The sequence below is a fragment of the Agrobacterium sp. rho-13.3 genome (genome assembly GCF_033957765.2).
Lineage (GTDB): Bacteria > Pseudomonadota > Alphaproteobacteria > Rhizobiales > Rhizobiaceae > Agrobacterium.
Genome location: NZ_CP192775.1, coordinates 725,162 through 751,210 on the forward strand (window position 1 = coordinate 725,162; position 26,049 = coordinate 751,210).

The 26,049-nt window shown below is 55.3% G+C and carries 21 protein-coding genes; 2 read left to right on the forward strand and 19 right to left on the reverse strand.

The window, feature by feature from the left end; all coding sequences use genetic code 11:
* Positions 1–7: 7 nt before the first annotated feature.
* The 3 genes from RMR16_RS18275 to RMR16_RS18285 all read right to left on the reverse strand — a co-directional run bounded on the left by RMR16_RS18275 (position 8) and on the right by RMR16_RS18285 (position 2,401).
* Positions 8–1,372: an acetyl-CoA carboxylase biotin carboxylase subunit gene (locus tag RMR16_RS18275; protein ID WP_320198737.1), complete on the reverse strand. Its 1,365-nt coding sequence runs from the start codon at positions 1,370–1,372 to the stop codon at positions 8–10.
* Entirely contained in the window at positions 1,372–1,605 is a 234-nt protein-coding gene (locus tag RMR16_RS18280; protein ID WP_320198738.1) for an acetyl-CoA carboxylase, read from the reverse strand. The genes RMR16_RS18275 and RMR16_RS18280 overlap by 1 nt, the downstream gene beginning before the upstream one ends.
* Before the next feature lie 73 nt (positions 1,606–1,678).
* Positions 1,679–2,401, reverse strand: a complete 723-nt coding sequence (locus RMR16_RS18285; RefSeq protein WP_320198739.1) for a LamB/YcsF family protein — start codon at positions 2,399–2,401, stop codon at positions 1,679–1,681.
* A gap of 136 nt (positions 2,402–2,537) precedes the next feature.
* On the opposite strand from RMR16_RS18285, the gene RMR16_RS18290 reads away from it, so the two are divergent.
* Positions 2,538–3,443, forward strand: a complete 906-nt coding sequence (locus tag RMR16_RS18290; RefSeq protein WP_320198740.1) for a LysR family transcriptional regulator — start codon at positions 2,538–2,540, stop codon at positions 3,441–3,443.
* A gap of 31 nt (positions 3,444–3,474) precedes the next feature.
* Here the strand turns inward: RMR16_RS18290 and RMR16_RS18295 are convergent, their stop codons facing one another.
* From RMR16_RS18295 to RMR16_RS18350, 12 genes are all read right to left on the reverse strand, one after another.
* Positions 3,475–4,857: an aspartate aminotransferase family protein gene (locus tag RMR16_RS18295; RefSeq protein WP_320198741.1), complete on the reverse strand. Its 1,383-nt coding sequence runs from the start codon at positions 4,855–4,857 to the stop codon at positions 3,475–3,477.
* A gap of 48 nt (positions 4,858–4,905) precedes the next feature.
* Positions 4,906–7,275: a xanthine dehydrogenase family protein molybdopterin-binding subunit gene (locus RMR16_RS18300; protein ID WP_320198742.1), complete on the reverse strand. Its 2,370-nt coding sequence runs from the start codon at positions 7,273–7,275 to the stop codon at positions 4,906–4,908.
* Positions 7,268–7,741 carry a (2Fe-2S)-binding protein gene (locus tag RMR16_RS18305; RefSeq protein ID WP_320198743.1) on the reverse strand — a complete coding sequence of 158 codons (474 nt, stop codon included), beginning with the start codon at positions 7,739–7,741 and terminating at the stop codon, positions 7,268–7,270. Before RMR16_RS18305 ends, RMR16_RS18300 begins: the two co-directional genes overlap by 8 nt.
* On the reverse strand, positions 7,738–8,592 hold the full coding sequence (locus tag RMR16_RS18310; RefSeq protein ID WP_320198744.1) for an FAD binding domain-containing protein: 855 nt from the start codon (positions 8,590–8,592) through the stop codon (positions 7,738–7,740). Before RMR16_RS18310 ends, RMR16_RS18305 begins: the two co-directional genes overlap by 4 nt.
* Positions 8,593–8,751: 159 nt before the next feature.
* On the reverse strand, positions 8,752–10,719 hold the full coding sequence (locus RMR16_RS18315) for a hydantoinase B/oxoprolinase family protein (protein WP_320198745.1): 1,968 nt from the start codon (positions 10,717–10,719) through the stop codon (positions 8,752–8,754).
* A gap of 3 nt (positions 10,720–10,722) precedes the next feature.
* Complete coding sequence (locus RMR16_RS18320) at positions 10,723–12,750, reverse strand: hydantoinase/oxoprolinase family protein (RefSeq protein ID WP_320198746.1); 2,028 nt, start codon at positions 12,748–12,750, stop codon at positions 10,723–10,725.
* A gap of 188 nt (positions 12,751–12,938) precedes the next feature.
* Entirely contained in the window at positions 12,939–13,919 is a 981-nt protein-coding gene (locus RMR16_RS18325; RefSeq protein ID WP_320198747.1) for a helix-turn-helix domain-containing protein, read from the reverse strand.
* A gap of 543 nt (positions 13,920–14,462) precedes the next feature.
* On the reverse strand, positions 14,463–14,609 hold the full coding sequence (locus RMR16_RS18330; RefSeq protein ID WP_320198748.1) for a DUF1127 domain-containing protein: 147 nt from the start codon (positions 14,607–14,609) through the stop codon (positions 14,463–14,465).
* 171 nt (positions 14,610–14,780) lie between these two features.
* On the reverse strand, positions 14,781–15,773 hold the full coding sequence (locus tag RMR16_RS18335) for a 3'-5' exonuclease (RefSeq protein ID WP_432355002.1): 993 nt from the start codon (positions 15,771–15,773) through the stop codon (positions 14,781–14,783).
* A gap of 114 nt (positions 15,774–15,887) precedes the next feature.
* Positions 15,888–17,036 (reverse strand): glucoamylase family protein, encoded by a 1,149-nt coding sequence (locus RMR16_RS18340; RefSeq protein WP_320198750.1) that lies wholly within the window; start codon positions 17,034–17,036, stop codon positions 15,888–15,890.
* A gap of 505 nt (positions 17,037–17,541) precedes the next feature.
* Entirely contained in the window at positions 17,542–18,792 is a 1,251-nt protein-coding gene (locus RMR16_RS18345; protein WP_320198751.1) for a glycosyltransferase family 4 protein, read from the reverse strand.
* Between the two features lie 131 nt (positions 18,793–18,923).
* On the reverse strand, positions 18,924–20,114 hold the full coding sequence (locus tag RMR16_RS18350) for an acyltransferase family protein (protein ID WP_432355004.1): 1,191 nt from the start codon (positions 20,112–20,114) through the stop codon (positions 18,924–18,926).
* Positions 20,115–20,252: 138 nt separating this feature from the next.
* Between RMR16_RS18350 and RMR16_RS18355 the strand changes: the two genes are divergently transcribed.
* Complete coding sequence (locus RMR16_RS18355; protein ID WP_320198753.1) at positions 20,253–21,131, forward strand: class I SAM-dependent methyltransferase; 879 nt, start codon at positions 20,253–20,255, stop codon at positions 21,129–21,131.
* 13 nt (positions 21,132–21,144) lie between these two features.
* Here RMR16_RS18355 and RMR16_RS18360 read toward each other — a convergent pair whose 3' ends face one another.
* The 4 genes from RMR16_RS18360 to RMR16_RS18375 are packed head-to-tail and all read right to left on the reverse strand — an operon-like array spanning position 21,145 to position 25,938.
* Positions 21,145–22,380, reverse strand: a complete 1,236-nt coding sequence (locus tag RMR16_RS18360; RefSeq protein WP_320198754.1) for a glycosyltransferase family 4 protein — start codon at positions 22,378–22,380, stop codon at positions 21,145–21,147.
* Between the two features lie 12 nt (positions 22,381–22,392).
* The gene (locus tag RMR16_RS18365; protein WP_320198755.1) at positions 22,393–23,163 is read right to left on the reverse strand and encodes a polysaccharide deacetylase family protein; all 771 of its coding nucleotides are present in this window, start codon (positions 23,161–23,163) and stop codon (positions 22,393–22,395) included.
* Complete coding sequence (locus tag RMR16_RS18370; protein ID WP_320198756.1) at positions 23,147–24,481, reverse strand: O-antigen ligase family protein; 1,335 nt, start codon at positions 24,479–24,481, stop codon at positions 23,147–23,149. Before RMR16_RS18370 ends, RMR16_RS18365 begins: the two co-directional genes overlap by 17 nt.
* A complete protein-coding gene (locus RMR16_RS18375) occupies positions 24,481–25,938 on the reverse strand; it encodes a GumC family protein (RefSeq protein WP_320198757.1) in 1,458 nt (485 codons plus the stop codon). Before RMR16_RS18375 ends, RMR16_RS18370 begins: the two co-directional genes overlap by 1 nt.
* Between the last annotated feature and the right edge of the window lie 111 nt (positions 25,939–26,049).

A 26,049-nucleotide genomic window follows, 5' to 3' on the forward strand; every position in this document is an offset into this window, starting at 1 on the left:
CTCCTTTTCAGCCGGCAAGTGCCGCTGCGTTTTCGGTAAGCCAACCTTCCAGCCAGCGTGTATGCACGTCTCCAGCCTGCACCGCAGGATCGGTGGCAAGCGCCAGAAACAGCGGTTTTGTCGTTTTCATCCCAGTGATTTCGAGTTCGTTCAGCGCCCGCTTCAATCGGACGATTGCTGCTTCGCGCGTCTCGCCATGGACGATGAGTTTTGCCAGAAGGGAATCGTAAAATGGCGGGATTTGATAGCCATTATAGAGCATGGAATCGAAACGAACGCCGGGGCCGCCGGGGATACGAAGATTGTCGACCTTGCCAGGAAACGGCGCAAAATCCTTCGCCGGGTCTTCGGCGTTGAGCCGCACTTCAATGGCGTGGCCTTTGACCGTGATGTCATTCTGCGAAAGCCGCAGCGGTTCCCCGCCAGCAATACGCAGCATTTCAGCGACAAGATCGATGCCCGTGATTGCCTCGGTGACGGGATGCTCCACCTGAATACGGGTGTTCATCTCGATGAAATAAAAGCGGTCGGCAACATCGTCGTACAGGTACTCAACCGTGCCTGCACCGGAGTAGGATACGGCCTTCGCAAGCGCCACCGCCGATGCGCAAAGCTCTTCACGCAGCGCATCGGAAAGTGCCTGCGAAGGCGCTTCTTCCCAAACTTTCTGGCGTCTGCGCTGCAACGAGCATTCACGCTCATAACAATGAATGGCATCCCGGCCATCCGCCAGAACCTGCACCTCGATATGACGAGCGCGGCCGATGACCTTTTCCATATAAAGGCCACCGTCGCCAAAAGCAGCCAGCGCTTCGGCTTGGGCTTGCGGGTAGGCCTGTTCGAATTCGGCAAGCGAGTTGGCAATGCGAATGCCGCGACCACCGCCACCGGCAGCGGCTTTTATCATCACGGGAAAACCCGTTTGCGCCAACACATCACGCGCCGCATCAATGCTTTCCACCCGGCCAAGCGAGCCGGGAACAACCGGCACGCCAGCGGCAGCGGCAGCCGAGCGGGCTGAAACCTTGTCGCCCATCAACCGGATTGCATTGCCGGATGGACCAACGAAGACCAGGCCTGCCGCTGTGACGGCATCCGAAAACTCAGCATTTTCCGCCAGAAACCCATAACCAGGGTGCACGCTGTCGCAGCCGGTCTCGCGTGCCGCCGTCAGCAATGCCTCCATGTTCAGATAGGATTTTTTGGCGGCGGGTGGACCGATGTTCACGGCTTCATCAGCCAGTTGCACATGCAGCGCATCTGCGTCAGCAGCGGAATAGACCGCAACGGTCGCAATGCCGAGGTCTTGGGCAGCACGGATCACCCGTACCGCAATCTCACCCCTGTTGGCAATCAGCAGCTTTTTCAACATCAGCCGAGTTCCGCCAATGGTGCGCCTGCCATAACCGGGTCTTCATTATCCACGACGAAGCTGATGCCAGTGCCGGCCACTTCAGACCGTACTTCGTGAAAGGACTTCATTACTTCGATCAGGCCAATCACGTCACCCACAGCCACATCCTCGCCATCAGCCTTCAAAGGCGGCTGGCCTGGTGCTGCACTGCGGTAGAACGTTCCGGGAAGGGGTGAAAGAATCTGTGTCATAGCAAGGTTCTCCGAAATCCGACGATGCAAGAAGAATGCAGGCAATTGAGCCGTCGCAAGGCGGCTGTCGATATCAGTGCCAGGGCGCGATTGCGCCGCGCACGGTCTTGGCAATCTCGATGGCATTAGGCGTATCGGAATGAACGCAGATCGTTTCGCATCGAACCGGGAAGAAGCTTCCGTCGTTTGCCGTACCCTTATTCTCCTTCAAGGCACGCACGCAGCGTTCAGCCATCAAATCCGGGTCTTTGGCGTCGTGTTCGCGTGTGACGATCAGAATGCCGCCGGGCGCATAGTCCAGATCCGCATAATACTCTGGAACGAACTTTATACCACGTTGCTGATAGACCTTTTGATGCAGCGTGTCGGTCATGCCGAACAGAGGCACACCGAAGATTTCCGCCGCATCACAGATGCCTTGCGCAATCTCTTCTTGCCGAGCGGCCATGCCGTAAAGGCTGCCATGCGGCTTAATGTGGTGAAGCGGCATGTTCTCGGCTTTGAGGAAGCCCATCAATGCGCCGACCTGATAGAGAACGCAGTTTGCGATTTCCTCGCGGCTCATCTTCATCTCGCGCCGCCCAAAACCCTGAAGGTCGGGAAGCGACGGATGTGCGCCGACCTTGACGCCGTTTTCTTTCGCACGGCGAACGGTGGCCCGCATGTGGTTTGGATCGGATGCATGGAAACCGCAGGCGACGTTGGCAACATCGATGAGCGGCATCATACCCGCATCATCACCCAGTCGGTAGAGGCCAAAGCTCTCCCCCATGTCACAGTTCAGCGTGACGCTCATTCTATTCGTGCCCCTTATTATTCTGCCGTCTTTGCGGCGTTGCACAAATCTTGTCTGAGGTTTTGCATCTTGTGAAATAGTAATTTTTTTAATGTATTATCAAAAAAAAAGATAATGCTTCAGAGGGCAACGAACAATGAGTATCACACTGAAACAATTGGACTATTTTATAGCGTCAGCAGAAAGCGGACAGGTCAGCCACGCAGCTGTTAACCTCAATATTTCGCAATCGGCAGTCACCGCCGCCATCAAATCGCTGGAGGAAGAGCTCGGTGTAAAATTGCTGGAGCGCACACATGCGGGCGTCAGGCTGACAATGGAGGGCGCACGTTTTCTCGAACATGCCCGAGTGATCACCGGCGCCGTCGCTGCAGCGGTGCGCAGCCCGCTGCGGGAACGCTCCGGGCTGTCCGGTACGTTGCGGATTGGGATGACCTATACCGTCACCGGCTACTTCATGTCGAAATATTATGCGCGTTTTCGCAAGACCTATCCTCAGATCTCAATCGAGTTGAAAGAGCTGCCACGCGCAGCTCTTGAGCGCCAACTCGCACGCGGCGAACTCGATATCGCTCTCATGCTGGTTTCCAACTTAACCGATATGGAGGGTTTGGAGCAGGAACTTCTGATGCGATCAAGCCGCCGCCTCTGGCTGTCGGCCGATCATCAATTGTTGTCGCGCAGCGAAATCAGTCTCGCGGATGTTGCACAGGAGGACTACGTTATGCTGACCGTTGACGAAGCCAGCAAAACGGCTGCGCGGTATTGGGAACAGGCAGGCCAAAAGCCGCGCACGGTGCTGACAACCAGTTCTGTGGAGGCAGTGCGTTCGCTGGTGGCAGCGGGCGTCGGTGTCACGATCCTCTCAGATATGGTTTACCGTCCGTGGTCGCTGGAAGGGCAGCGCATAGAACTTCGCCCCTTGATCGAGCCCGTTCCGAGCATGGATGTCGGCCTTGCCTGGGCACGGTCTCGCCCCATCGCTACTGCGGCGGCAACCTTCCGGGCATTCATGTCCGTCACCATGGGCGGCGGGGGATGAATGCCCGAAATTGTCTCGAAACGTGAACCCGTTAGACCAGACCTTCCGCAGCGATTGCAGCGGGAAGTCGGTCCAGAGTACGGCGCATGCGCAACATGATCTCGTCCACATCGTCGGATGTGACGATCAACGGCGGGCAAAGGGCGAGCTGATCGCCGATAGCGCGGAAAATCAGCCCTTCTTCGTGACCGATGACTGACGCAACTGCGCCCGCTTTGCCGATTTTCTCGAAAGGCCTGCGCGTTGCCTTGTCCGCCACCAATTCGACAGCACCGATCAAACCAGCCCCTCGCGCCTCGCCCACCAGCGGATGATCCGCGAAGGATTGCATTCCAGCCTGAAATTGCGCTTCCAGCCGCGCCGCATTGCCCATCAAATCCCGTTCCTCGATGATCGCCAGATTTTCGAGCGCGACCGCAGAACCAACCGGATGACCGGAGGCCGTGAAACCGTGGCCGAAAGCGCCAATCTTTTCGGAATTGTCGGCAATGGCCTGATAAATAGCGTCAGAGAACATCACTGCCGCGAACGGCATATAGGACGAAGTAATCTGCTTCGAGAGCGTCATAATATCCGGCGTGAAGCCATATTTCTGGCAACCAAACGGCGTGCCCAGACGCCCGAAACCGCAGATCACCTCATCGGAAACAATCAGAATATCGTTGGCACGGCATATGCGTTCAACGCCTTCCCAATATCCCGCCGGAGGTGGCAAAACACCACCCGCAGACATCAATGGTTCACCGATGAAAGCGGCAATCGTATCTGCCCCTTCCGTCGCGATTACCGTTTCAAGCTCAGCCAACAGCCGCGCCGTAAACGCCGTCTCATCCTCACCCTCGGCACCGAAACGATAAAAATGCGGGCAGGTCAGGTGGTGAACCGGAATAGCAGGCAGATCGAAATCACGGTGGTTGATAGGCAATCCGGTGAGGCTTCCAGAAGCAATGGTAATGCCGTGATAGCCTTTGATACGCGCCAGAAATTTCTTCTTTTTCGGGCGGCCAAGCGCATTGTTCATATACCAGACCATCTTCACGATGGTGTCGTTGGCCTCAGACCCGGACGAGGTAAAAAATGCACGTGTGATGTTTGCTGGCGTCATTTCCACAAGCTTTTCAGCCAGCCGAATGGATGGCTCATGCGATTTGGACGAGAACGTGTGATAATAAGGAAGCTTCAGCATTTGCTTGTAAGCCGCTTCCGCCAAACGCGGCTCGGAAAAACCAACCGCGACGGACCATAGACCGGCCAGCCCCTCAATATATTCCTTGCCGCGATCGTCATAAACGCGAATGCCGTCGCCGCGTTCGATCACAAGCGGGCCTGTGCGCTCATGCTGACGCAGATTGGTGTTCGGATGCATCGTCGAAGCGATGTCGGCGGCGGCAAGCGAATTGGAAATCACGGTCATATCAATCTCATTGGCTGGAGCGAACGGTAGTGGTGGTCTTTGATTCTTTTATGCCAGAGGCGTCGTCTTCATATCCAGTGTATTTGCCGCCCAACTCTTGGCAATATGCGTGTGCGCGACACCAGGCTCGACATCATTGAGCAGGCGCAACACACGCGGCGGGGTCAGCGGCAGGCGTGATACGGGCTTACCGATGGCGCGGGCAACCGCGCAGGCAATGGCCGAACCAACGGCAAGAATAGGCACCTCACCCGCGCCCTTCGTTCCAAGTGGCCCCATGGACGGGGCACCCTCGTAAAGATCGGCAACGATGGGAATAACGTCCTGCGCCAGCGGTACACGGTAGGTTTCAAAACCATCCTGCGCAATGCGGCCATCGTTAGTGATCGTGACTTCTTCATGCAGCGCATAACCAAAACCTTGCACCACGCCGCCTTGTATCTGGCCCATGATGGCGCGTGGATTAAGTGCGCGTCCAACATCCTGCACCACACGATAAGCCAGCACCTCGACATGGCCCGTATCGGGATCAACCGCAACTTCCGCTTCATGCACAACGAAAACGGGAATATCCAGGGCGTCGATAAAATGCCCCATGGCGCAACCTGACATAGCCGGAGTGTTTTTTGCCGTAAAACTGCCCGTGCCGGTGATCGGCCCGGTCGTCGTCTGCGCATGGGCAACAACAGAAGGAATCGAGACACCGGAGCCCGGACGCCCGGCAATTTCCACCCGCCCATCGCGCAACACCAAGTCCTTCGGTGCGGTCTGCAACATTTCGCCGGCAGCGCGCAGAAGCTTTTCTTTTACCTCGGCGGATGCCCCAACACTGGCAGCCCCAATGGAGACGGTGGTTCGCCCGCCGCCGACACCCACATCAAGGCCAGCCGCATCGGTATCGGCTTCCTTCACCACCACCTGATCGGGCGTCAACCCTAACTGGCCCGCCACGATTTGCGGCAGCGACTGCATCATCGTGCCAGACCCAATCTCGACACCAGATGTCACCAGTGTAGCGCTGCCATCCGCATTCATATTGATCGTCGCAGCAGAAGGTCCAACGAATATAAACCACGTTCCAAGTGCAGTGGCGCGACCGTAAAGACGACCATCGGCTTTGTGCTCAACGGTTCCGGTCTTCACTCGCAACGCATCCATACGCTCCAGCATAGGGCGCAACACATCACCTTCGAAAACCTGGCCGGTCGGCCCCAGATCACCGTCGCCCAGCACATTGTGCTTGCGAAACTCAATCGGGTCCATGCCGATCGTTGCGCAAATCTCGTCTGTGTGCCGCTCCAGAGCGAAGCTATTATAAACACCGTTGCAAGCGCGAAATGCACCATTTGGCGGGGTGTTCGTGTAAACAGCTCGGCTAACCAGGCGTGCTGCACCCAGCCGGTACGTGCCGCCAAGTGTGTGCGATGTCATTGTCGTCAGAAAGACCTGCTCACCGCCATAAGCCCCGCAATCCATCAGCACTACGGCCTCACGGCCTACGATCTCGCCATCCGCCGTCACAGCCGAACGGATGGTGATTTCCGCGTTTTCACGGCAAAGGCAGGTCGCCATTTCTTCCTGCCGGGTGTTTTCCAGCATAACACTGCGTCCGGTCATCCGCGCCAGAAGTGCTGTGATCGGCTCTATAGACGCATCGAATTTCAAGCCGAAGGCACCCCCGACCGGGGGAACTGTGACCCGAACCCGGCCCGGTGGCAGCTGCATCACGCGACCGGTTACATTGCGCACGGTCCATGGCACCTGCGTCGAGGTTTCAATATGGGCGCGGCCATCCTCCCAACGGCCAATCGCCACCCGCGGCTCAAACGGCACATGGCTCTGCCTGCCAACCTCAAAACTGCTTTCGATGATGGTCACATCGGAGCGCGCAAAGGCGGCATCGACATCGCCCCGCACAGATTTCGCTTCCCATGCGATATTGCCTGAGCGCGCACCACCCTCGGTCAACACCTCGTAATTGCGCCAGTCTTCGTGAACGAGCCGAGCATCCGGCGCGAGCGCATCGGCCATGGTTAGCACGGGTTCGAGCGGTTCGATTTCGAGGATGATCGCAGCAAGTGCAGCGCGGGCCTCAGCCTCGCTTTCGGCAGCAATAGCGGCAATGGGTTCGCCATTGTAGCGAATGGCATCCACCGCAAAAAGCGGATGATCGGCAATGCCGATGCCGTAGTTACCGGGCGCATCTGCCGCCGTCGCGATGGCCAGAACGCCGGGGCATTTCAGAGCGGCTGACACATCAAGCCGGACAATGCGACCGCTTGGAACGGTAGAACGCAAGAGAACGGCATATAGCGTATCAGGCCGGGCCCGGTCATTGGTGTATTTGGTGCGTCCCCGCAACTTGTCGCGAGCATCGCGGCGGGGCAGATTCATCACGGTCGTGGAAACATCAGCCATGTGCGTGCTCTCCAGCGACCACAGCCATTGCGGCATCGATAATCCGCTCATATCCCGTGCATCGACAGATATTGCCCACCATCGCCGCCTTTATATCGATCCGGCTCGCATCGGGATTATCCCGAAGAAAGTGGGAAAGGCTCATGACCATGCCGGGAAAGCACATGCCGCACTGCACCGCATCCGCTGCCTCAAATGACGCTTGGAGCGGATGAAGCGGCCCATCTCCGCTCGACATGGCCTCGATGGTTGTGACTTTCGCCCCCTCCAACAAACCGACAGGCCGCAGACATGACATGACCGCCTCCCCATCGACATGCACCGTGCAGGCACCACAGAAACCCTCACGACAAACGGCCTTTGTACCGGTCAAAAAGCGCTCGTTGCGCAGCAGATCAACCAAAGGCGTCATGGGATCGCCGTTGAAACGGCAGGCGGAACCGTTGATGCGGAGTGTGACAGTCATCTCGCAGCATCCTCCTGCAAAAGTGCTTCCATGCTGCGGCGCACAAGCGCTGGTAAGACTTGGCGACGATACCAGCCGTCTGCCTCGATGCCGTCGCGGCCTTCAAAATCATTGCATTGGGCGGCAAGGGATGCGGCGATCTCGCCACTCGCGGGGCGCCCATCACGCTCTGCGGAAAATGCCTCTTCAAGTGTGGTCCAGCGCCGCGCCACATGTTCAACCGAACCCACCGCGATGCGTATCTGCCGCTCGGCGGTAAGAGCAACGGACACGATTGCCACGGGATAATCACCCGCACGACGCAGCGGCAACCGCGCATGTGCACTGGCGAGATTATCGCGACAGAGGATCACTCTGGTGAGGATCGCGCCTGCCAGCAAATCCCGCCGGTTGGCCAGAAAGGATGCGATGGGTAGGCACAGCGGAACGTGATCGGCTTGTAGTTCTACGATGGCATCAATAGCCAGCAGGGCTGGCAGGAGGTCTGCGGCAGCAAAATCTGTGGTGCACAGATTGCCGCCCACCGTCGCCACCCGGCGAATGGCAGGGTTGGCGGCACCGGTCGCGGCGGCAGTGACAGCCTCAAGCCCAGCGATACCGGCAAGTAACTTACCCAGAACCTCATGCGTAACCGCCGCGCCGATGGTAATCTGATGGTCTTCAATGTCGATTGCCTTGAGGCCGGGAACCGCGTGAAGGGACACAAACGCTTGCGGAAGCGTCAGCCCCCGCCGCTCATCTCGCATCAACCATGTGCCACCGGCCAAAATCGCAGCACCCTGCTTTCGTGCAGCAAGGGCTTCCTCGATACTGCCGGCAACGGTCAAGGACCGTTCCAGATTATCGAACATCGTTTCTGTACCCCTTCGCGTGCCGTCTTTTGCGGCGTTGCAGCATAGTGTCTCAGTCCGCGATCCATGTGAAATAGTAGTTTCTTGAAAGTAATATCGATAAAACAGATATCGCCATGCCGCCGGAATCAGTCGGCATTGATCCCGGCGGCAGATCGATTATGCCCAATGGGCGACGCTACGTTTTTCGAAGCTTTCGCGGAATTGCGCCGTGGTTTTTTCCAGCACATCTCCGCTCTCCCATTCCAAAATGACGGCGAAGCGGCGAACGGCATCCAGCGAGTTTATCTCGCCCGCCTTGTAGCGCGCTGATACCGCATGTGGGTCCATGCGCGCCCATTCCTTGCGTTTTGCGCGGATCTCAGCACGCGCCGCCTCAGTTGCGGCCACATCGATCTCGTATTCGCAAAGATCACGATCGATGACGTTCAGCACCACGCCATAGTCAATGGCCGCACGTTCGATTGAGACATAGTCGTCGATCACATCTTCCTTAACGTGAAGCGGATCGCGCTCCAGCGGATCACCAAACCCGCCGCCACCGGCAGTCGGTCTTGCGAATTCGTCGCCCGTGTAAACCGGATAATCCGAAAACACGGAGCCGAGCCATTTTTCTGTATCGTCACCCGCACGCTTGATCGTCAAGCCATGCGGCATGGATGGAAGGCCGCCCTCGACACCCCAAACCACGGCCCGCTCGCGGTCGCAGATGTAAGACATCACGGCATCTTCGGCCTCCAGCAGCAGCGATGTTTTCTGCACACCCACACCACCGCGCCATTTTCCCGGACCAGCAGAATCCTGCTTGATCTGGAATTCGGTGGTGCGCGTGGGATTGACGCGCTCGTTGCCTTCGTTCGGCTGTGACATCAAACCCGTGCCGAAACACGCCGTCGTGACATCCGCGCCGTCCTTGCCGTTACGACCGCCCCAACCACCGGGCAGCCATTCATAAAACATGAAAATCGGCTTTTCCGGTTTGCGCGCATCACGGCCACCGGCCAGCAGATATTCCAGATTGAAAGCGCAAGCGATGGCGCGTTCAGGAATGATCTGCGACCACATTTCGAAGATCGCATTCATGATCTTTTCAAACGGCATGAGGAAGCCCGTAACCGCCACCGGCCATTCGGCACTGACGACACTGTTTTTTGGTGCCGTGACCTGAATCATCCGGTAAAAACCGCTGTTGAGCGGAAGCTCTGGGAAGAAAGTCTTCATGCCCGCAACCACGGCGGAGAAGGTCGCGCCGGGTGCGGAATTATACATGGAGGCGATGGTGGAATGGCTTCCGGTGAAGTCATAATGCACCGTGTCGCCCTTGATCGTCATCTTGATGCGAATAGGGATCATCCCCTCTCCGGCACCCAGATCCCGGTCGATGTAATCAACGGTTTCCCACGTACCATCAGGCAGTTCCGCCAAACGTTTCCGCACGGCGCGCTCCACGTAGTCCTGAACCTCTTCCATGCCACGCACAACTTTGTCGCGCCCGTATTTTTTGACAAGTCGCAGCAGTTCACGTTCCGCCACTTGCGTTGCCTGCGCCTGCGAGTGGATGTCTCCAATGATGGACGCCGGATCGCGGGTGTTGGCAGCAATCATGTTGGCAACATCAGAGCAGAAACGTCCTTCGCGGAAGAGCCGGATCGGCGTGATGCGCAGGCCCTCGCGGAACATATCACGTGCCGTGACATCGAAAGAACCGGGCACGGAGCCGCCCAGATCAGACCAGTGGCCGTTCGATTGCGAAAAACCAATCAGCGTGTCTTCATCAAAGATCGGACGCACGAGCCGCACGTCGCTGAAGTGGGTACCACCAGCGTAAGGATCGTTGATGGCGTAGACATCGCCGGGCGACATATCGCCTTCGAACACGCGGATCACCTCTTTGCAGGTATTGTGCAAAGTGCCGACATGCACCGCGATATCGTAGTTGCCCTGCGCCACCGAGTTTCCGTCCGCATCGTGCAGTGCATTGGAAAAGTCGCGGTTATAAATGACGAAGGAGTAGCAGGTGCGCAGCATCTGCTCCGCCATCTGGTCGACCGTTGTGATGAAAGAATTTTTCAGAACCTCGAATGTTACTGGATCAAGGCCGTTTTCAATTTCCGTAAACTTGGTCATGTCTCAGCCTTTCGTTCCAATAAGAATGTTCAAAAATGCGTCCACTCTGGCACCCATGCCCGGCGGAACAACGGTGGTGGAATCGAACTGTTCAACGATGGCAGGCCCGGAGAATTTTGCGCCCGCTTCCAGCACTTCACGCTGGTAGATCGCTGCATCATGAGAAACACCATCGAACCAGACGGCACGGCGGGCTATCGGGTCCGGCGTATGGTCTCTCACCTCGTATTTGGGCAGTTCGGCCTTTGGCACGATGCCGATGGCCTTGATGGCAAGGCGGAAGATCGACACCGGCGCTTCATCACGGCGGTAGTTGAATTCACGCTCGTGCTCGGCATGAAACGCTTCGATCAATGAGCCAATGCTCTCGATTTTCGCCGGTGCATTGACGGCCAGCGAACGCCATTGTCCCTGATACATCATCTCGACGGTTCGCTGCAAAGCCATGTCCGCGGGCGCAATACCTTCATGTGAAAGCCGTTCGGAGGCCTGCGTTTCCATGCGCTGGAATGCAATCTCCATGTCCGCAGGCGCGACATCGGATGCGTCCGTCATGAAGCTTTCGGAAAAGTCGTGCTGCACATCCACCAGCAGGCAGCCAAGCGCAGAGGTCACGCCCGGATTGGGCGGCACGATCACGGTCGGGATGGAAAGTTCTCTTGCAACCGCCGCACCGTGCAACGCGCCAGCACCACCAAAGGCAACAAGGGCAAAATCACGCGGGTCATAACCACGGCTAACGGAAAGAAGCCGCACGGCATTGGCCATATTGGCATTGGCAACGGCGATGATCGCTTCCGCGGCTCTGTGCAGCCCCATTCCAAATGGGTTGGCAACCGTTTCCTGAACTGCTTTGGCGGCCAGTGCCGGATCAAGCGTGATCTTGCCACCGGCAAGGCTGCTGCCCAAACGGCCGAGAACCACATTGGCATCGGTGTTCGTCGCGGTGGGGTTGCCGTTGTGATAACAGGCCGGTCCCGGAAACGCGCCAGCCGATTGCGGACCATTGCGAAGCGAGCCGCCTTCGTCTTGCCAAGCCAAAGAACCACCACCCGCACCGATGGTCAGAACCTCAATCGATGGGAAGCGAATGGGGTAGCCGTATTCGATATACCAGTCTTTGGTAATGCGCGACTGGCCGTTCCATGCCAGTGACACATCCGTACTGGTTCCGCCCATATCAAAGCCGATGGAGTTGGGGAAACCGCAAAGATTGCCGATGAACCGGCTGGCGATAGCGCCAGCCGCGATGCCTGATCCGGCAAGACGGGCAGAAAACTCACGGACGCTGACAGGTGTCATCACGCCGCCACCCGAATGCAGAAGCAGCAAGTCGCTGCGATAACCACCGGCTGCCAGCTTGTCGCTGAGACGCGATACGTAATCGACCACAACAGGTGCGCAAACGGCGTTCGCCATAGTGGTCGAAAACCGTTCATGCTCGAAAATTTCAGGCATCACTTCGGACGAGATCGACACCGGGATTTCAGGCATGACCTCGCTCAGAATATCGCGCATGCGCCGTTCGTTCGCGCCGTTCACATAGGAATTCATGAAGCACACAGCGACGGATTTCACATCGCGTTTTTTGAGGATTTCCGCCACGCGGCGGGCATCATCTTCGTTGATGATCTCCAGCACAGTACCTTCAGCACCCACCCGTTCACGAACGGTCAGACGGTCGCGGCGCGGAATATAGGGCTTGGCGACATCCTTATAGGTGTCCCAAAGATCTTCCTTGTTGGCACGACGAATTTCGACGACGTCACGAAATCCTTCCGTACAAATCATCGCCGCCCGCGGCAAACGGCGGGTAATAAGAGCGTTTGTTGCAACCGTCGTACCGTGTGAAAACATCGTGACTTGAGAGAGATCGATACGCGCCTGCTCCACGCCAGTCAGGATTGCCCGCATCGGGTCATCGGGCGTAGATCCGGTTTTTTCGATACGGATCGCACCTGTTTCCTCGTCCATGATGCAGATGTCTGTAAAGGTTCCCCCCACATCCACGGCCACTCTCGTCTTGGTCATGCTCTTGTCCTTTACCGGCTGTTTCGGCAGGCAATATAGGGCCTGCGCCCGCCCCATGCGGGGCAGCGTTTTTTCTTGTTCAGTGATGACGAATTCCCAGATCAAGCATCCGGAAGGCCATGTTTTTCCTGCCCGGCCACACACAGTGGCCGGGATCGACATTTTCCTAGATGAATAGCGCTACTGCGTTAGTGGCGTTGTTGCATATCCGGCGACATGCGCGCCTGAAGTACAGCCTCTCGGCGCGTATCACTCGGTGAACACCCAAATCTGGATCTGTAGTGTCGGCAGAACTGCGACTGATCTGTAAATCCCCAGCGATAGGCAATTTCCGCAATCGTGATGGTGTTGGTCACCGACATCAATTCTTCAGCGCAATGGTCAAGGCGGCTATCACGAATGAACCCGTTGATCGACTTATTACTCTCCTGAAACAGACCCTGAAGGTAGCGCAGCGATATTCCGCCTGCCTCTGCAACAGCCTGAGGCCCAAGTGAACGGTTCTTGATGTTATCGCGAATATATTGCTCGGCGCGATGCAGATGTCCGGCCCGGATGGAGGAAACGCTGCTGTCCAGAACACGGTCATCGCTGACGATAGACAGGCACAGCATTTCAAGAATATGTCGACCCGTCATTTCGCGCGCCGCTTCGCTGATATCGGCCACATGGCCGATTGTGGTGCGCACCGTATCGAGAAACAAGGCGGCAACACCGCTCGTTCCATCAAAGCTCAAGGCACTGAACCGGTCCGTCGATCCGATCCGGGACCGCACGCTCGCAGATGGCACTTTCAGCACCCAGAGGGCATTGGGTCGACCATGCCAGAATTCATAAGGTGCATCCCCGCGTTCTAAAAGGAAGCCACCGGGATTGCATTTGACGCTACGCGAACCCTGCGAAAAATTGATTTCGCTCACTTCCGGAATGGAAACCAGAAGGCTGGCATCACGCTCATTGAGGAAATGGCGGCGGTGGCGGCGGTAACTGACGCCATCGCATTGCATTCGAGAAACACCCACCAGCCCCAAAGACCATGTTTCCAACTGGCCGGTAAATTCCCGCCGGTTGCGATATTCGGTATCCAGCGGAAAGTAGGTTTCCGTAACTGCGGCCTGCCAGGCATCGCCTCCAGCAAGACCGCCGACATCATCGACGACGTATCTCATTCTTCGACATTCCCCTGTGGCCCGGATTTTCCGGTTCCTCGTTATTGACCCAAAGATACATCAATTTCGGGGGGCGTATTGGTAAAAAACGCATAAACTTATGAACCAAGCCGCACCGGGCCACATCCGCTTTGTCAGCGTGTGGTCACGGTATACCGCTCCGAAGAGCATGGATCAAAGTTGGATTTGGCGGATTCTCAAAACAAAAAAGCCCGCCGCGGGAGGAGGTGCGGCAGGCTTTTTCGAAAAGAACCGAACAACGGCTGGGAGGAGGAGTGCCGCTGTTCCAACAGACGTCCCTGGGAGGAGGAGTGGGCCGTCTGAATACGAAGCTCTGCGGGAGGAGGTGCATCGCTTCGTTGGATATAAAGATAACGCATCTGCACACAGATGAAATACGCATTATCGCAGTGCAGCCATGCAGAAAGTGATTGGCTGTTTTGTAGACCGAGAACCACGATCTCCGGCAGGCAATCATCCAGATGCAAAAACGCCCGCGTCATCAGCGGGCGTTGTGTAGTCAGTAAAAATAAATTCTTATGATCAGAAAGTCACGGATGCGCGTGCAACGCTGCGAATGTCGGCGCGGTTGATGCCGAGGTCCTGAAGTTCACGCGAGCTCATACGGCCAAGTTCGTTGACAGTCTGACGATACTGGCGCCAAGCGTTAAAAGAGCGTGCTATAGTCATGATGATCCCCTTTCGTGAGGTCTTTGTGACGCCAGCAACCTCGCTTGGGTTCCAACGTCGTTTCGATGATTGGAATATAGGACCATTCCCGCCATCCGATAAGACACAAGGTCTCACGTCCGCCATGCATTTAGTGCATAGGTCGCATAAATATTGTTCATCCTAAGTGCTTTACGCCCGAAAACGGTCAAAGGCCGTCAGGCGCTTGATGATTGGATCGGCATCTTTATATCGGTAGATTTCGGTCTGTAGATAATGAAGCTCATCATCTAGCGCCTCTTCAGTCACCTCGACCCACCAGGATTTCGGGCGACCATCGCTTCCATCGGACCAGCGATAGCCCCTCGCTTTCAGGTGATCTTTCATATCGAACGGGCTGTTTTCCGCAAAAATCCGGACGCGCACCCGCTGGCTGGATTGATAAAGTTCGTCAAAGGCAGTCGATGTCGCTCCGTCTGCCTCACGGGCCAGAACCTCCAGAAGCGCAAAACAATCATCGACAGCACGATGGCCCTCGTGAAAATAGCCTGCCTGCCCAATCAGATAACCGAGTTTGGTGCCTTCATATCCTCGCGACGACCAATCGATTTCCGCGTTTGAACATGCCCAGGCCTTGCCTGAAAACATGGGAGAAAATGCCTCGCAAAACGGTCGGTCGAAACCGGCATTGTGGGCAATCACCAGATCAGCGGGTTCGATCAGCGCCTGCAACGCTTCCATATCAATCGACTGTCCTGCCACCATAGCGTCGGTTATTCTGGTCAGCTTGGTAATCTCTGCCGGTATGGAAACACCCGGCTGTCGCAGCCCACCATAAATACCGGTCACATCGCCGATGCGACCTTCTGCATCGAAAGTGAACGCAATCACGCCAATCTCAATTATCTCATCTTTGCGGGCACTGAGACCTGTGGTTTCGGTATCCAGAATAATGCCTTTGAGTGGGAATCCGGGCCGCACGGATGATGCGACGTCGCGTGGCACAAGTTTTTTGAGGATGCGGTATCGACCCGTTTCTGACAAATGCCGGACCATGTCCTCATCGCTCAGCCCGACGTTTTGGTTTCCCAACTTGGCAGATCGAGCCGCGCCACGCGAAATCTGGCGGTTTCCGTCAGCGGATTCTGAAAACATGTCGAACTGTTCTGCCATTTGTGTTTTCATCACCTTCCGCTAATTTTTGTCACCTCAAAACATGCAATTGCGTTCCAATCAACCCTGATTGGTCATCGATACTCAGCCGTGAGATACTGAAACGCGAAATGGAGCGGTGTTGTATTAGGCGTTCTCAACCGGGCGATAATCGATCCGTTTGGGAACTCTGGTAAAACCAAGACGATCCAGACCGCGGATGACTTCGGGTGCGCTCATGAACAAGTTCCACAACAGACCCGATCGGTGGTTTTCCATCATCGCGACAATCGGCCCCTGATCAATAGCAAGATGGCTGTCGGCAATCCAACCCGTTGCAGGTGAGAAGGCATCGACAAAACCATAGCGACCCTGAAGTTTTCCCCCGTCATAGTTCAGAAAAGCACGCGCCGCTTTCGTTGCGTCCTCGGGCAGAAACGGAAAACTGGACAAGGCGGACGTCGGAGAGATAACGCCATCGTTTAAGGTCGGAGAGTGCACGCGATATCCTTTGGGTCCATCGCTTGCTGTCATGCCCCAGATATCAAGCTTGGGATACTTGTTGAGGCCATAGTCGCGGTTGATCTTCGAATGCGCGTCGATTTGGGTCCAATAGTTGCAATAGCGGTCGGAAAGACCTCTGGGGTCCAAAGCGCAGAAGGAATATTGCGACAGGAAAAGTGGCCCTCCATATGGCTCCCCGAGCGGCAAAACCGTTCCAAGATATGCGTGGCCATTCATCATTGCACCGGATCGCGCCCAGCCTTGATGGTAGTTGACGGGATTGATGAAGTGATCTTTCGCACCTGCGGCAAGGACATAACACACCAGCGCTTCGTTCCACCCGCTGATCGGGATATTCAAAGACCAGCTATATTTTGGGCTCCAATGCCAAAAAAGCGCGCCGTCGCGTCCACGTGTAAACCAGTCCCATTCAACATCTTTTATCAGATCGTTGGCCAGCGCCCGGAATGTGGTTTCAGCCAATGTCAGACCAGAAAAATATTGGCGGGCGCAGATCAGACCCTGCATGAGCAGCGATGTCTCAACCAGATCACCGCCATCATCCTTCGGTCCGAATGGAATAAGCTCGCTGGTGGTCGTATTGATAAAGTGCGGGAAAGCGCCGTGAAACCGTGTGACCCTATTTAACGAGCGAACCATCGTTGTGCATCGATCAAGGGCTTGATCTCTGGTAATCCACCCTCTTTCGGTACCAGCGATAACGGCAAGAAACCCGAACCCCGTGCCCGACATCGAGGCGATCTCGCTGATCGGCGTCCCATCGGATCGCAAGCGATCTCTTGGCAAGCCGGAAACGGGATGACTTCCGAGCCAGAAGTACTCGAATGTTCGCCGCTGGATATTCTCTATATCCGCCGGAAGCGGAAAATCGTCAGCAGCGCCTGCTTCAAACCGTGTTTGTGTGTCGATGGTCCTGTTCCCTCACTCTGGACATCACCATGTATGTCTGACGAGTGCAAGATGCCAGTTTTCACGCTCTTTTAGAAACCCGTTGTGTACATTCGTTTTGCTGTTCAACGTCGATTGCTCGCATCGCCTCGACAATTTTGATGGCCTCGTGCGCAGGCGTACCTTTTTTCATCTCGGTTCTAATGCGGCTCAATATCAAGCGCGTGGTTGTGTTGCTTGTCTTCAATTTTTGGACCTTAAATTTCACAGAACGTCAGATGACGTTTTGCGTGGCTGAAAGCCCTGAGTAAACAGCCAATAGGGTCTTCGCGCAAGCAAGCTGGTTGCATCAGATTGTGATTTCCCAATGGTGTGGATTCGCCGCCAATTACGCGTCAACAGTCGCCGTCTTTTCCTGCGATACCGTTCGACGTGCTTTTACCTTGCTAATTGACCGATAGATTTCAGCAGTTCGCAAGCTGATGGTTTGCCAATCATATTTCGAAACGATTTTGGCGCTGTCCGTGGTAGGAGCGCGTGGGATTGATTGGCTCTCGAGCTTGCGTTGCAGCGCTGCCGTCAATGCGTCGATATTTCCGAGCGGGAAATAGGAGGCATCATCCAATCCCAAGCCAAGATTTGCTTCGATGTCACTCGCCAAAACCGGAAGGTCGTGCGCCATGGCTTCAAGAAGGGCAATCGGCATTCCCTCATGGCTGGATGGCAGCACGAAAAGACCGGCGTTTGCAAACAGGCTGCCGAGCTTGTGCCCGGACTGCGTGCCTGTGAGAATAACGCGCGGATCCGCCAATGCGCGCATCTGGAGTTCTCTTGCATATTCGCTGCCCACATCGCCCCCGCCAACCAGAACGAGTTTCGTGTTTTTAAGCTTGGCTCGAGTAAAGGCTTCAATCAGATCAAGCTGGCGTTTTTCCGCAACCAATCGCGCAACGAGCAGAATGTATCGACGTTTTTCCAGACCGAACTCGGTCAAGACCGTATTATCCAGACTTCTCGTGTCAACCTTCACGCCATTTGGGATGAAGTAAACGGGCTCGTTAAAATCCTTCTGCATGCGTTCTGCGATGTGTTTGGCGATTGCGATACGAGCATGTGAAAACCGCATGCCCGTCCACTCGCCCAGCCGCAATATCCGTTTTTCGAACGAGTTCCATTTTTCCCGGTCATAATCATAACCGTGATGCGTGAAGACGACCTTCAGCCCCAGCAGGCGCGCAAGCGGCGCGACCAGAGATGGCCCTACGGCGTGAATATGGACGATATCCGGATCGAGAAGTCTGGCTTTCCACAATGCGAGCGCTGTGTGAAGGATCGCTTCCAGACGCGTGCTGCGCGGCGCCCATAGCGGGTGCACCGTGATGCCGTGCCAGTTGTATGGCCCCGTCCCAGCAACATAATTCTTACGTGCAAAAACGTGAACGTCCGCACCTAGATTAACGAGGTTGGAAACAAGCTGCTCGACATGTTTTTCAACTCCACCCTGCACATCGGGAATACCGCGCAGACCAATCATGCAGATGCGCATTGATTTGAGATATTGCGTATCTTCAATGGGGTGACTACCTGTGCCACTCGTTTTCAAGGCTGGCCGGGGCTCTTCCGCTTGAACGTTATCCATCATGCGCTCCCAAGGTACTTTAGTACATTAGGATATAATAACTTAAAACGAGATATAGGCTAGGGGCATTGAGGATTCGGGTGCATGATCTCGTTTGTATAGTAAACGGCAGAGTTGTCGAAATCCGGCCACTATGTCGTCATCTGTGATCCGCGGTTATCCTCACGCTTGACCAACCTATGCCCGAGACTGATCATTGGCTTCTCCAAAAACTCGTAAACCAACACCGAGATCAGCAGCGTCAAGAGCAGGCTGGCGATGCCAACGGGTATGTCGCTCCAAGTGCCTGTCAGCGGAAAAATCTCGAACACGACAAGCGCTGCTATGCCGTGAAAAAGATAGATCGAGTAGCTGAGCGCGCCGAGCCATGAGAGAACTGGTTGTTTTGGCTTGCCCGTCTTTACACAAAAGAAAAACACGCAAAGCGCCGCCAGATAGCTCACTAAAACTGGAAAAGTACCGACCAAAAAGAAGCCGTCCTGCCGTGAAAGCGAGAAGTCGCCGATCGTCAGAAGGACAATGGTTTGCGTCACCAAAACACATGCGGTGCCAATGCGCGCGCCCTGAAGCTTATCAATCAGCATCATCCGCAACAGCAGGCCAAGATAGAGGAAGGAGACATGGAGACTGATGTACTGAACGGGCAGCGATATTTCGACAGAGCGAAGGAAAATAGGGATGGCCGTGCCTGAGGCCAGCAGGATCGCGAAGGCCGCAATGACCGCGGGGCGATAAAGAGCGCCAACGGCAAACAAGCCTGCTGATAACCCATAGAATACGAGCTCAATCGTCAACGTCCAGTATGCGCCGGACATCCACGGCTGATGAAACACAGAGGGAAGCATGCTCATATTAGCGATCAGATTAAACGCCGATGGAGGCTGGCCATGGATGGCAGCAATAAGGACCAGACAAAAAAGTGCGAGCCACAAGGCTGGAAACAGGCGAAAAAACCGTGAGATTGCAAAACGCTGGAGCGGGTTGCTACCTTTTATGCTGAAAGGAACAACAAACCCGCTGATGAGAAAGAAAAGCACCACGCCGAACCGACCGGCATCGAAATATGAGGTGCTTGACGATGCGACATGAAAGATGACGCCTTGCTGGGCCGCAGCTTCGCGAAGGACATCGCCGAAAAAATGTTGAACGACGACCGCAAGCGCAGCAATGGCGCGAAGCGCATCGATATTTTCATACCGATTGGATGGTTTTTTCGCAGCGCTTTGACCGGCCGATTGCGATGATCCGGCTGTACGACCTTCTGGAAAATGCATAGCACCCTGCTCTTCCGCTTTATCAAATTGCCAGACTACAACATGCAAGCCGAGCGTATTGCAGTAAATTCTAAAATAACTAATTTCCGCCTAAGATTGCACGTTCCAGAAGCCGCTCTCAAATCGCGGCTTCAGACCGTGGAATGTGACCGAACACATTAAAACTCAGTGCTTCATGGGTGTCAGATGCCAATTGCTGTAAGGAATGTGCTGTTCAAGCTTATCGGCGCCTTTATCCTGCTGGGGGTGTGGGCGAAACATCGCCTGATGGGTTACAAAAAACCGAACACAGTCTCCAGTGACGATAGAGCTGCTCGTATCGACTACGTCCATGATGTCGTTCAATCATGGCTTCGATTTCTACCTGCCGACGTTTCCGTCAGGGACCGCGCCGTGCTTGAGCTTGGACCGGGATCGTCGCTGGCGACAGGCGCACTTCTCCTTGCCCATGGGGCAAAATCCTACACGGCGGTGGATGCTTTCAGACTGGCGGCGGACGACACAGCAGAGTTTCGCCGCGATGCCATCGCTCAATTTAATGGTGAGCTTCAGGACGCGCATGTTGAAATTGCACATACAGCTTTGGAAGGCGAATCGTCGAATTTTTGCTATCATGTGGATGCCGGTTTCGACATTCCCGCCCTATGCAACGGGCAAAAATTCGATCTCATCCTCAGTTGTGCCTCGTTTGAACATTTTGATGCAATAGAGACAACGATCAACGGGCTGACCAAAGTTGCGCAAAGCGGTTGCATCAGCCTGCACATTGTTGACCTTCAAACCCACACCAATGCCATTCGCCAACGCGATCCCAATAATATCTATCGTTTCTCGGCATGGTTCTATTCGTTACTCACTTTTCCCGGCCAACCAAATCGCAAGCGGCCGATAGACTACGTCCGAGCTTTCAAGCAAAATGGATGGGTGGATATTGAGGTGATCGCGGCAAAATCGATACCGGGAGACCAGCTCGGAAAACTGACATCAGGGCTTGCTGATCCCTTTAACGCGCCAGAAATGGACATGCATATGCTGGATGCGGTCATTATCAGCCGATACCCGTAAAGACACGATGGTCTCAAGGTCGAACGCCAAGCTCGCGATACAGTGTCGTCGTTCTGTCCAGATATGCGGCTTGTGAAAATTCCTGCTGAACCCATAAACGTCCGCGTTCCCCCATGTCCTGACGGACACTCTTCGGCAGGTCGTTCATAACCGTCAAAACCCGTGCTAGATCCTGCGGGTCAGATGGTTTCGCGATCAAACCGGTTTCCCCTTCTCTGATCAACTCGGGAATACCGCCAATGTTTGTGCCGATGACGGGGCGACCAAGCGCATAGGCTTCCAGAAGGCTGACAGGGGCGTTTTCGTACCATTCGGACGGCAGGACCAGCGCTTTTGCTCCGGCAATGGTTTCGTGCAATGCCGGTCCTGTCAGGTATCCCATAAATTCCACGTCCGCACCCACATGCTGTGCCAATGCGCGAAGAGCTGCTTCACTCGGTCCCGTGCCCGCAATCCGCAGGCGTTGTCTGGAAAGACCTGCGGCTTTAATCAAAGTCGCAATGCCCTTTTCAGGCGCCAAGCGCCCGGCAAACAGAAAATAATCGCCCTCATCCGCCGTGACGGGACGTTCGGTTATGGATTGATCCACGAAGTTTGGGATGTGGATAAGCTGATCGCTCCGCCAGCCCCATTCCATGAGCTTGGCTTGATAAAACCGGCTTGGGACGACGATCTTGTCGATATAATTACGATAAAGGCCAAGGGTCCGATGAACTGCGGTTTCCACCATCACGAGACCACTCAGAGCCACCGAATCCTTCATGCAGCGATTGACCAGAACATTGTATATTTTGCCACCCTTGCACTTCTCGCAGATGCCTTGCGGCGAAAGCATCTTGTAGGCGGGACAGGCAAGTTTCAGATCATGCGCCGTCAAAACGGTAGGTATTCCCTTTTCTTTCAGAAGCGGGAATATCGACGGAGAGATGTGGTGATAGACATTGTGCGCATGGGCGATATCGGGACGGACCTGATCAATCAAACCACTCAATTGCGCGCGTGCTTTTCGCGAATAGATAACTTCGAGGCTGTGCCCAATCTTCGTCATCAGGCTGCTTTGACGACCGAATTCGAGTTCGGGAATGAAGTAGGACGACCAATCGGATTTCAGATTGTTGGGATGCTGCATAGAGAACGGCACGGCTTGCCAGCCCGCCCGCTCAAACATGTCCATTTGGTCGAGAAAAATCGCCTCTGCTCCGCCCCGACGATAAAAGTAGTTGTTGATTGCAAGCAGCGTCCCCCCCATCCTCTGCCTTCCCTATTCCTGAATATGCTGAAGGGCATCACGCACCGGCAGAACAAGACAGCCCTTGGAAACGGCGTAGCGCACCAGCACCGAAAATGTGTCGGGCGTGCAGCCGTAAGGGGTGGGTTTCCTGCTGATATCGTGGGCAAAAAAGATCAGCCAACCGGGCTGTGCGACAACCGCATCAATCTGGCGAACGAGAGACAGTGCATCGCTCTCAGGCTGCCTGATTTCCATCCCCCAGAGATAGGAACGATTGACCAGGCCGCGATTGATGCGATCCCCACCGCCCCGCGCCGTCGTATATCGTTTTGCAAATGCCTGACGATGCCGAAGGGAGCCCTGATTATAGGGATAAGCAAAGTTTCGTCGTCCAATGCTCAGATCAAAGCTATCCAGCACTTCGGCATTCCGGTCGAAATCGTGTCTCAACTCCTCGCCCGACAGTGTTCGAACTGCCTTGTGCGCGAAAGTATGACACCCGATTTCGTGGCCGGACTGTGAGAGCAACTGGCAACCTTCGGCGGAAATGAGGTCGCGGTCGGGCTCCTTTTTTCCAAGCAGGCCACCCGCGATGTAAAACGTGCCCCTCACACCATTGTCTTCAAGGATTTTGGCCCCAGCAGAGTGCGCCGTGTCTGGCACGTCATCAAAGGTGAAGGAAACGATGGGGCGTATGCACGTCACATTCAATGTGGAAACGGGTAACGCACGCACGGCTCTCTCGGTGATACGGTCCCGCACATATTTCAGTTTCGACGTGGCTTCAGACAGGAACGGCATGTTCTCCCTCCCACATGACTTTTCGGTCGTTGACGAGGTTCATGCGGGATTGCATCTCCAATCCGAAGATGGAAACAAGCATAAAAAAGCAGATCGGACTGCCGCTCTGGAAAAAGATGACCTCAAGACAGCCCGCATAGATGACGTAAAGCCAGACGCGCATGAACAGCCGAGACAAAGCCGGGCTGTTGGAGGCCGGGCCAAGCCGTCCGACTGCGCGTAACGGCACGAAAACAACGAGAGCGATGGTCAGTACAAATCCGGGAATGCCCGTTGTCAGAAGCGCATCGACATAGGCATTATGCCCGTTAAATGCCTTCACTGCCCAGGTTTCCAGACCCGCAGAGCTTTGCGTGATGTCGGTCGTTTGCCAGAACCCTTGAAAGCCATATCCTATAATGGGTGATTTCATGATTGCGTCGAGAGCGATCTTCCAGATGTCCGTTCTGTTGGTGAAAGTGGGATCGACACCCAAGGACGAGATCACGCTACGAACACCTTCGGAGAGCGCCGCTCCGAGCGCCAGAAGATTAAAAGCCGCAATACCGCCAACGGCTATCGGCCACCGGCTCCAGCGAAACTTCTCGAAGATCCATTGCAGAGTGAGGATAAGCGGAAGCATGGCGGTGGAGGATTTCCCACCAGTCTGGATGAGAAAGAAAACGGACAGAATGACGATGGCCACGCCGCTCTTTTTCCACCCGACGCTGCGAAGATAAAGCCCGAAAAAGGCGGCGACAAGCATGACCGCCGCCGCCAGATTTTTATGCGAATATTGCCCTCTCCAGAAGCCCGCATTCATGGGCTCGATGAGCTCGGTGGGCTGGTGAATGGACAGCGTCGGCAGGAAAATCACGCCGAAATAGGCTAGGCCAAGTGTGATCGCCGTGCCGTAGAGCAGGAGGCGCGCAAACTGTTGCTCCGAGCGCGGCAACAGCAGAAACATGCCAGCATTGATGCAGGTCAGGATCGCAAGGATCGTTCTTTTGATGGCGTCGGTAGGATAGCTGGAAAGGCCCGATGAGATCAAAAACCATGCAAAAAGCGCGACCACGAGCCATTGTGGCTGGCAAATCTGCGACCGCAGCGGATGCGTGATTGCGGCGTAAATCGTTATCAACGTCAAGGCGAGGAATGTCAGCTGATTTATAAGGTTGGAGCCACCCGTGGCATCCGATCCGCTTGCCTCCACGCTAACGAGATCGACGAACGGATTGGTGGTGACCCAGAAAAACAGGAAAAGCCCCATAAAGATCAGAGTTCTGATCTTCGGCTGAAAACCCGTATCCCTCTCCTCCAACGCCGTCGCTACCCGCATCAGCTTACCCGCTCAAATCGCCAGTTGTTGTCTCGAAGAAGGATCAAGCTGCGCGTGGCCACGACCGCGAAGGCACCCAATATCAGGCCAGCCAGAATACCGCCGATGGTGAGCAACAGCGTTGACGGTGGCCAACTGCGTTTTTCGGGTGGAACAGGGTCTGTGACGATGCGTAGGTTGGAGACGCTGATCTGCTGCTGCTCACTGGTTTCACCAACACGCTTCAGGAAGGTGTCGTAAAGCGCTGACTTTGCCTGGCTGTTGCGCTCCAACTCTCCCAATTGTACCTGTGCGGTATCGTCGGTCGACACACGCTTTTGCGCGTCGTCCAGTTGCGAACGCAGCATGGTCACGGAATTTTGCGCCTGATCCATATCGACTTTGATTGCCTGCAACGATCTTTCGGTTTCCCGCGCCATTTCGGTGCGAAGCGTGCCAAGCTGGGCGCGTGTGGTCACGAGCTTTGGATATCGCGCACCATAGGTGATCGTCAGTTCGTCATATTGCTGCTTGAGGAGGCTATATTGCGATCGAAGCGAAACGAGGGTCGGCGAATCCAGAGTATCTGCGGGGACAATGCTGTCTGTCGCAGGCTGGTTCAGCCGCGCATATCGCGCCTGTATATTTGACAACCTCAATGACGCGTCATTCAAAAGTGTGTTCAACTGAGACACGCTTTGGGTATTCACCGACCCAGTGCCGCCCAGATCCTGAAGATTGTTGCCTTGGCGAAACTGCGCGACAGCATTCGCGGCCTGCGTTGCTGCCAATCTCAATTCCTCCAGACGGGTTGAAAGCGCCGCACTGGCATTTTTTGCAAGATCGGTCTGCGTCGCCTCAAGTTCTTCCCGAAAAGACTGCGCCAACGCCGAAAGAACGTTTACCGATCTGTCGGCATCGCGGGTCCACAGGCTGATCGAAACCAGATAGGTTCCGCCCTGCCGCGCTACCTTGATGCGCTTTGCAAGATTGCGCGTCGCCGCGATTGTGCCGTCATCTGTGGGCGCAGGACTTGTCAGCTTCAACCAACTGAACAACCCTTCCTCCGTGTCTGCGGCAGAGTTGAACTCAGGCAATTGCTGGAGATTTTGCCGCTCGACGGTTCGGCGCAACACATTGCCTGATGTGATCAGCAAGAGCTTGCTGGATATGTCAAGAATTTGCGCGTCACTCTGGATGTTTGGTGTGGTGAGTTCGTTGGGCACCACCTGCCCCGTGGGCGGTGGCAAAAGAATGTCGAGGCTTGATGTGAAACGAGGCTTTATTCCAAGGCCAAAACCGGCACCCGCGACACCACCCAAAAGTGCAAAAACGATAATAAACGGCACGCCTTTGCGCAGCCATGCCAACAGTTTTGTAGGGGTTATGACGGGATCTGGCGCTGTATCGGCTGTGGCGCGGGGCGGCACACGGTCATATCCCGGCTCTTTCCGCTTCGCAGTAGGGTACTCGTACATGAGCGACCAAAACCTCTATGTCAATAAAAACGAAACATTTTCATTATATACGATCTTACTAAATCACATAGTTCACTGACAAATGGTTTATAGCACGTTGGTTTTTTGACA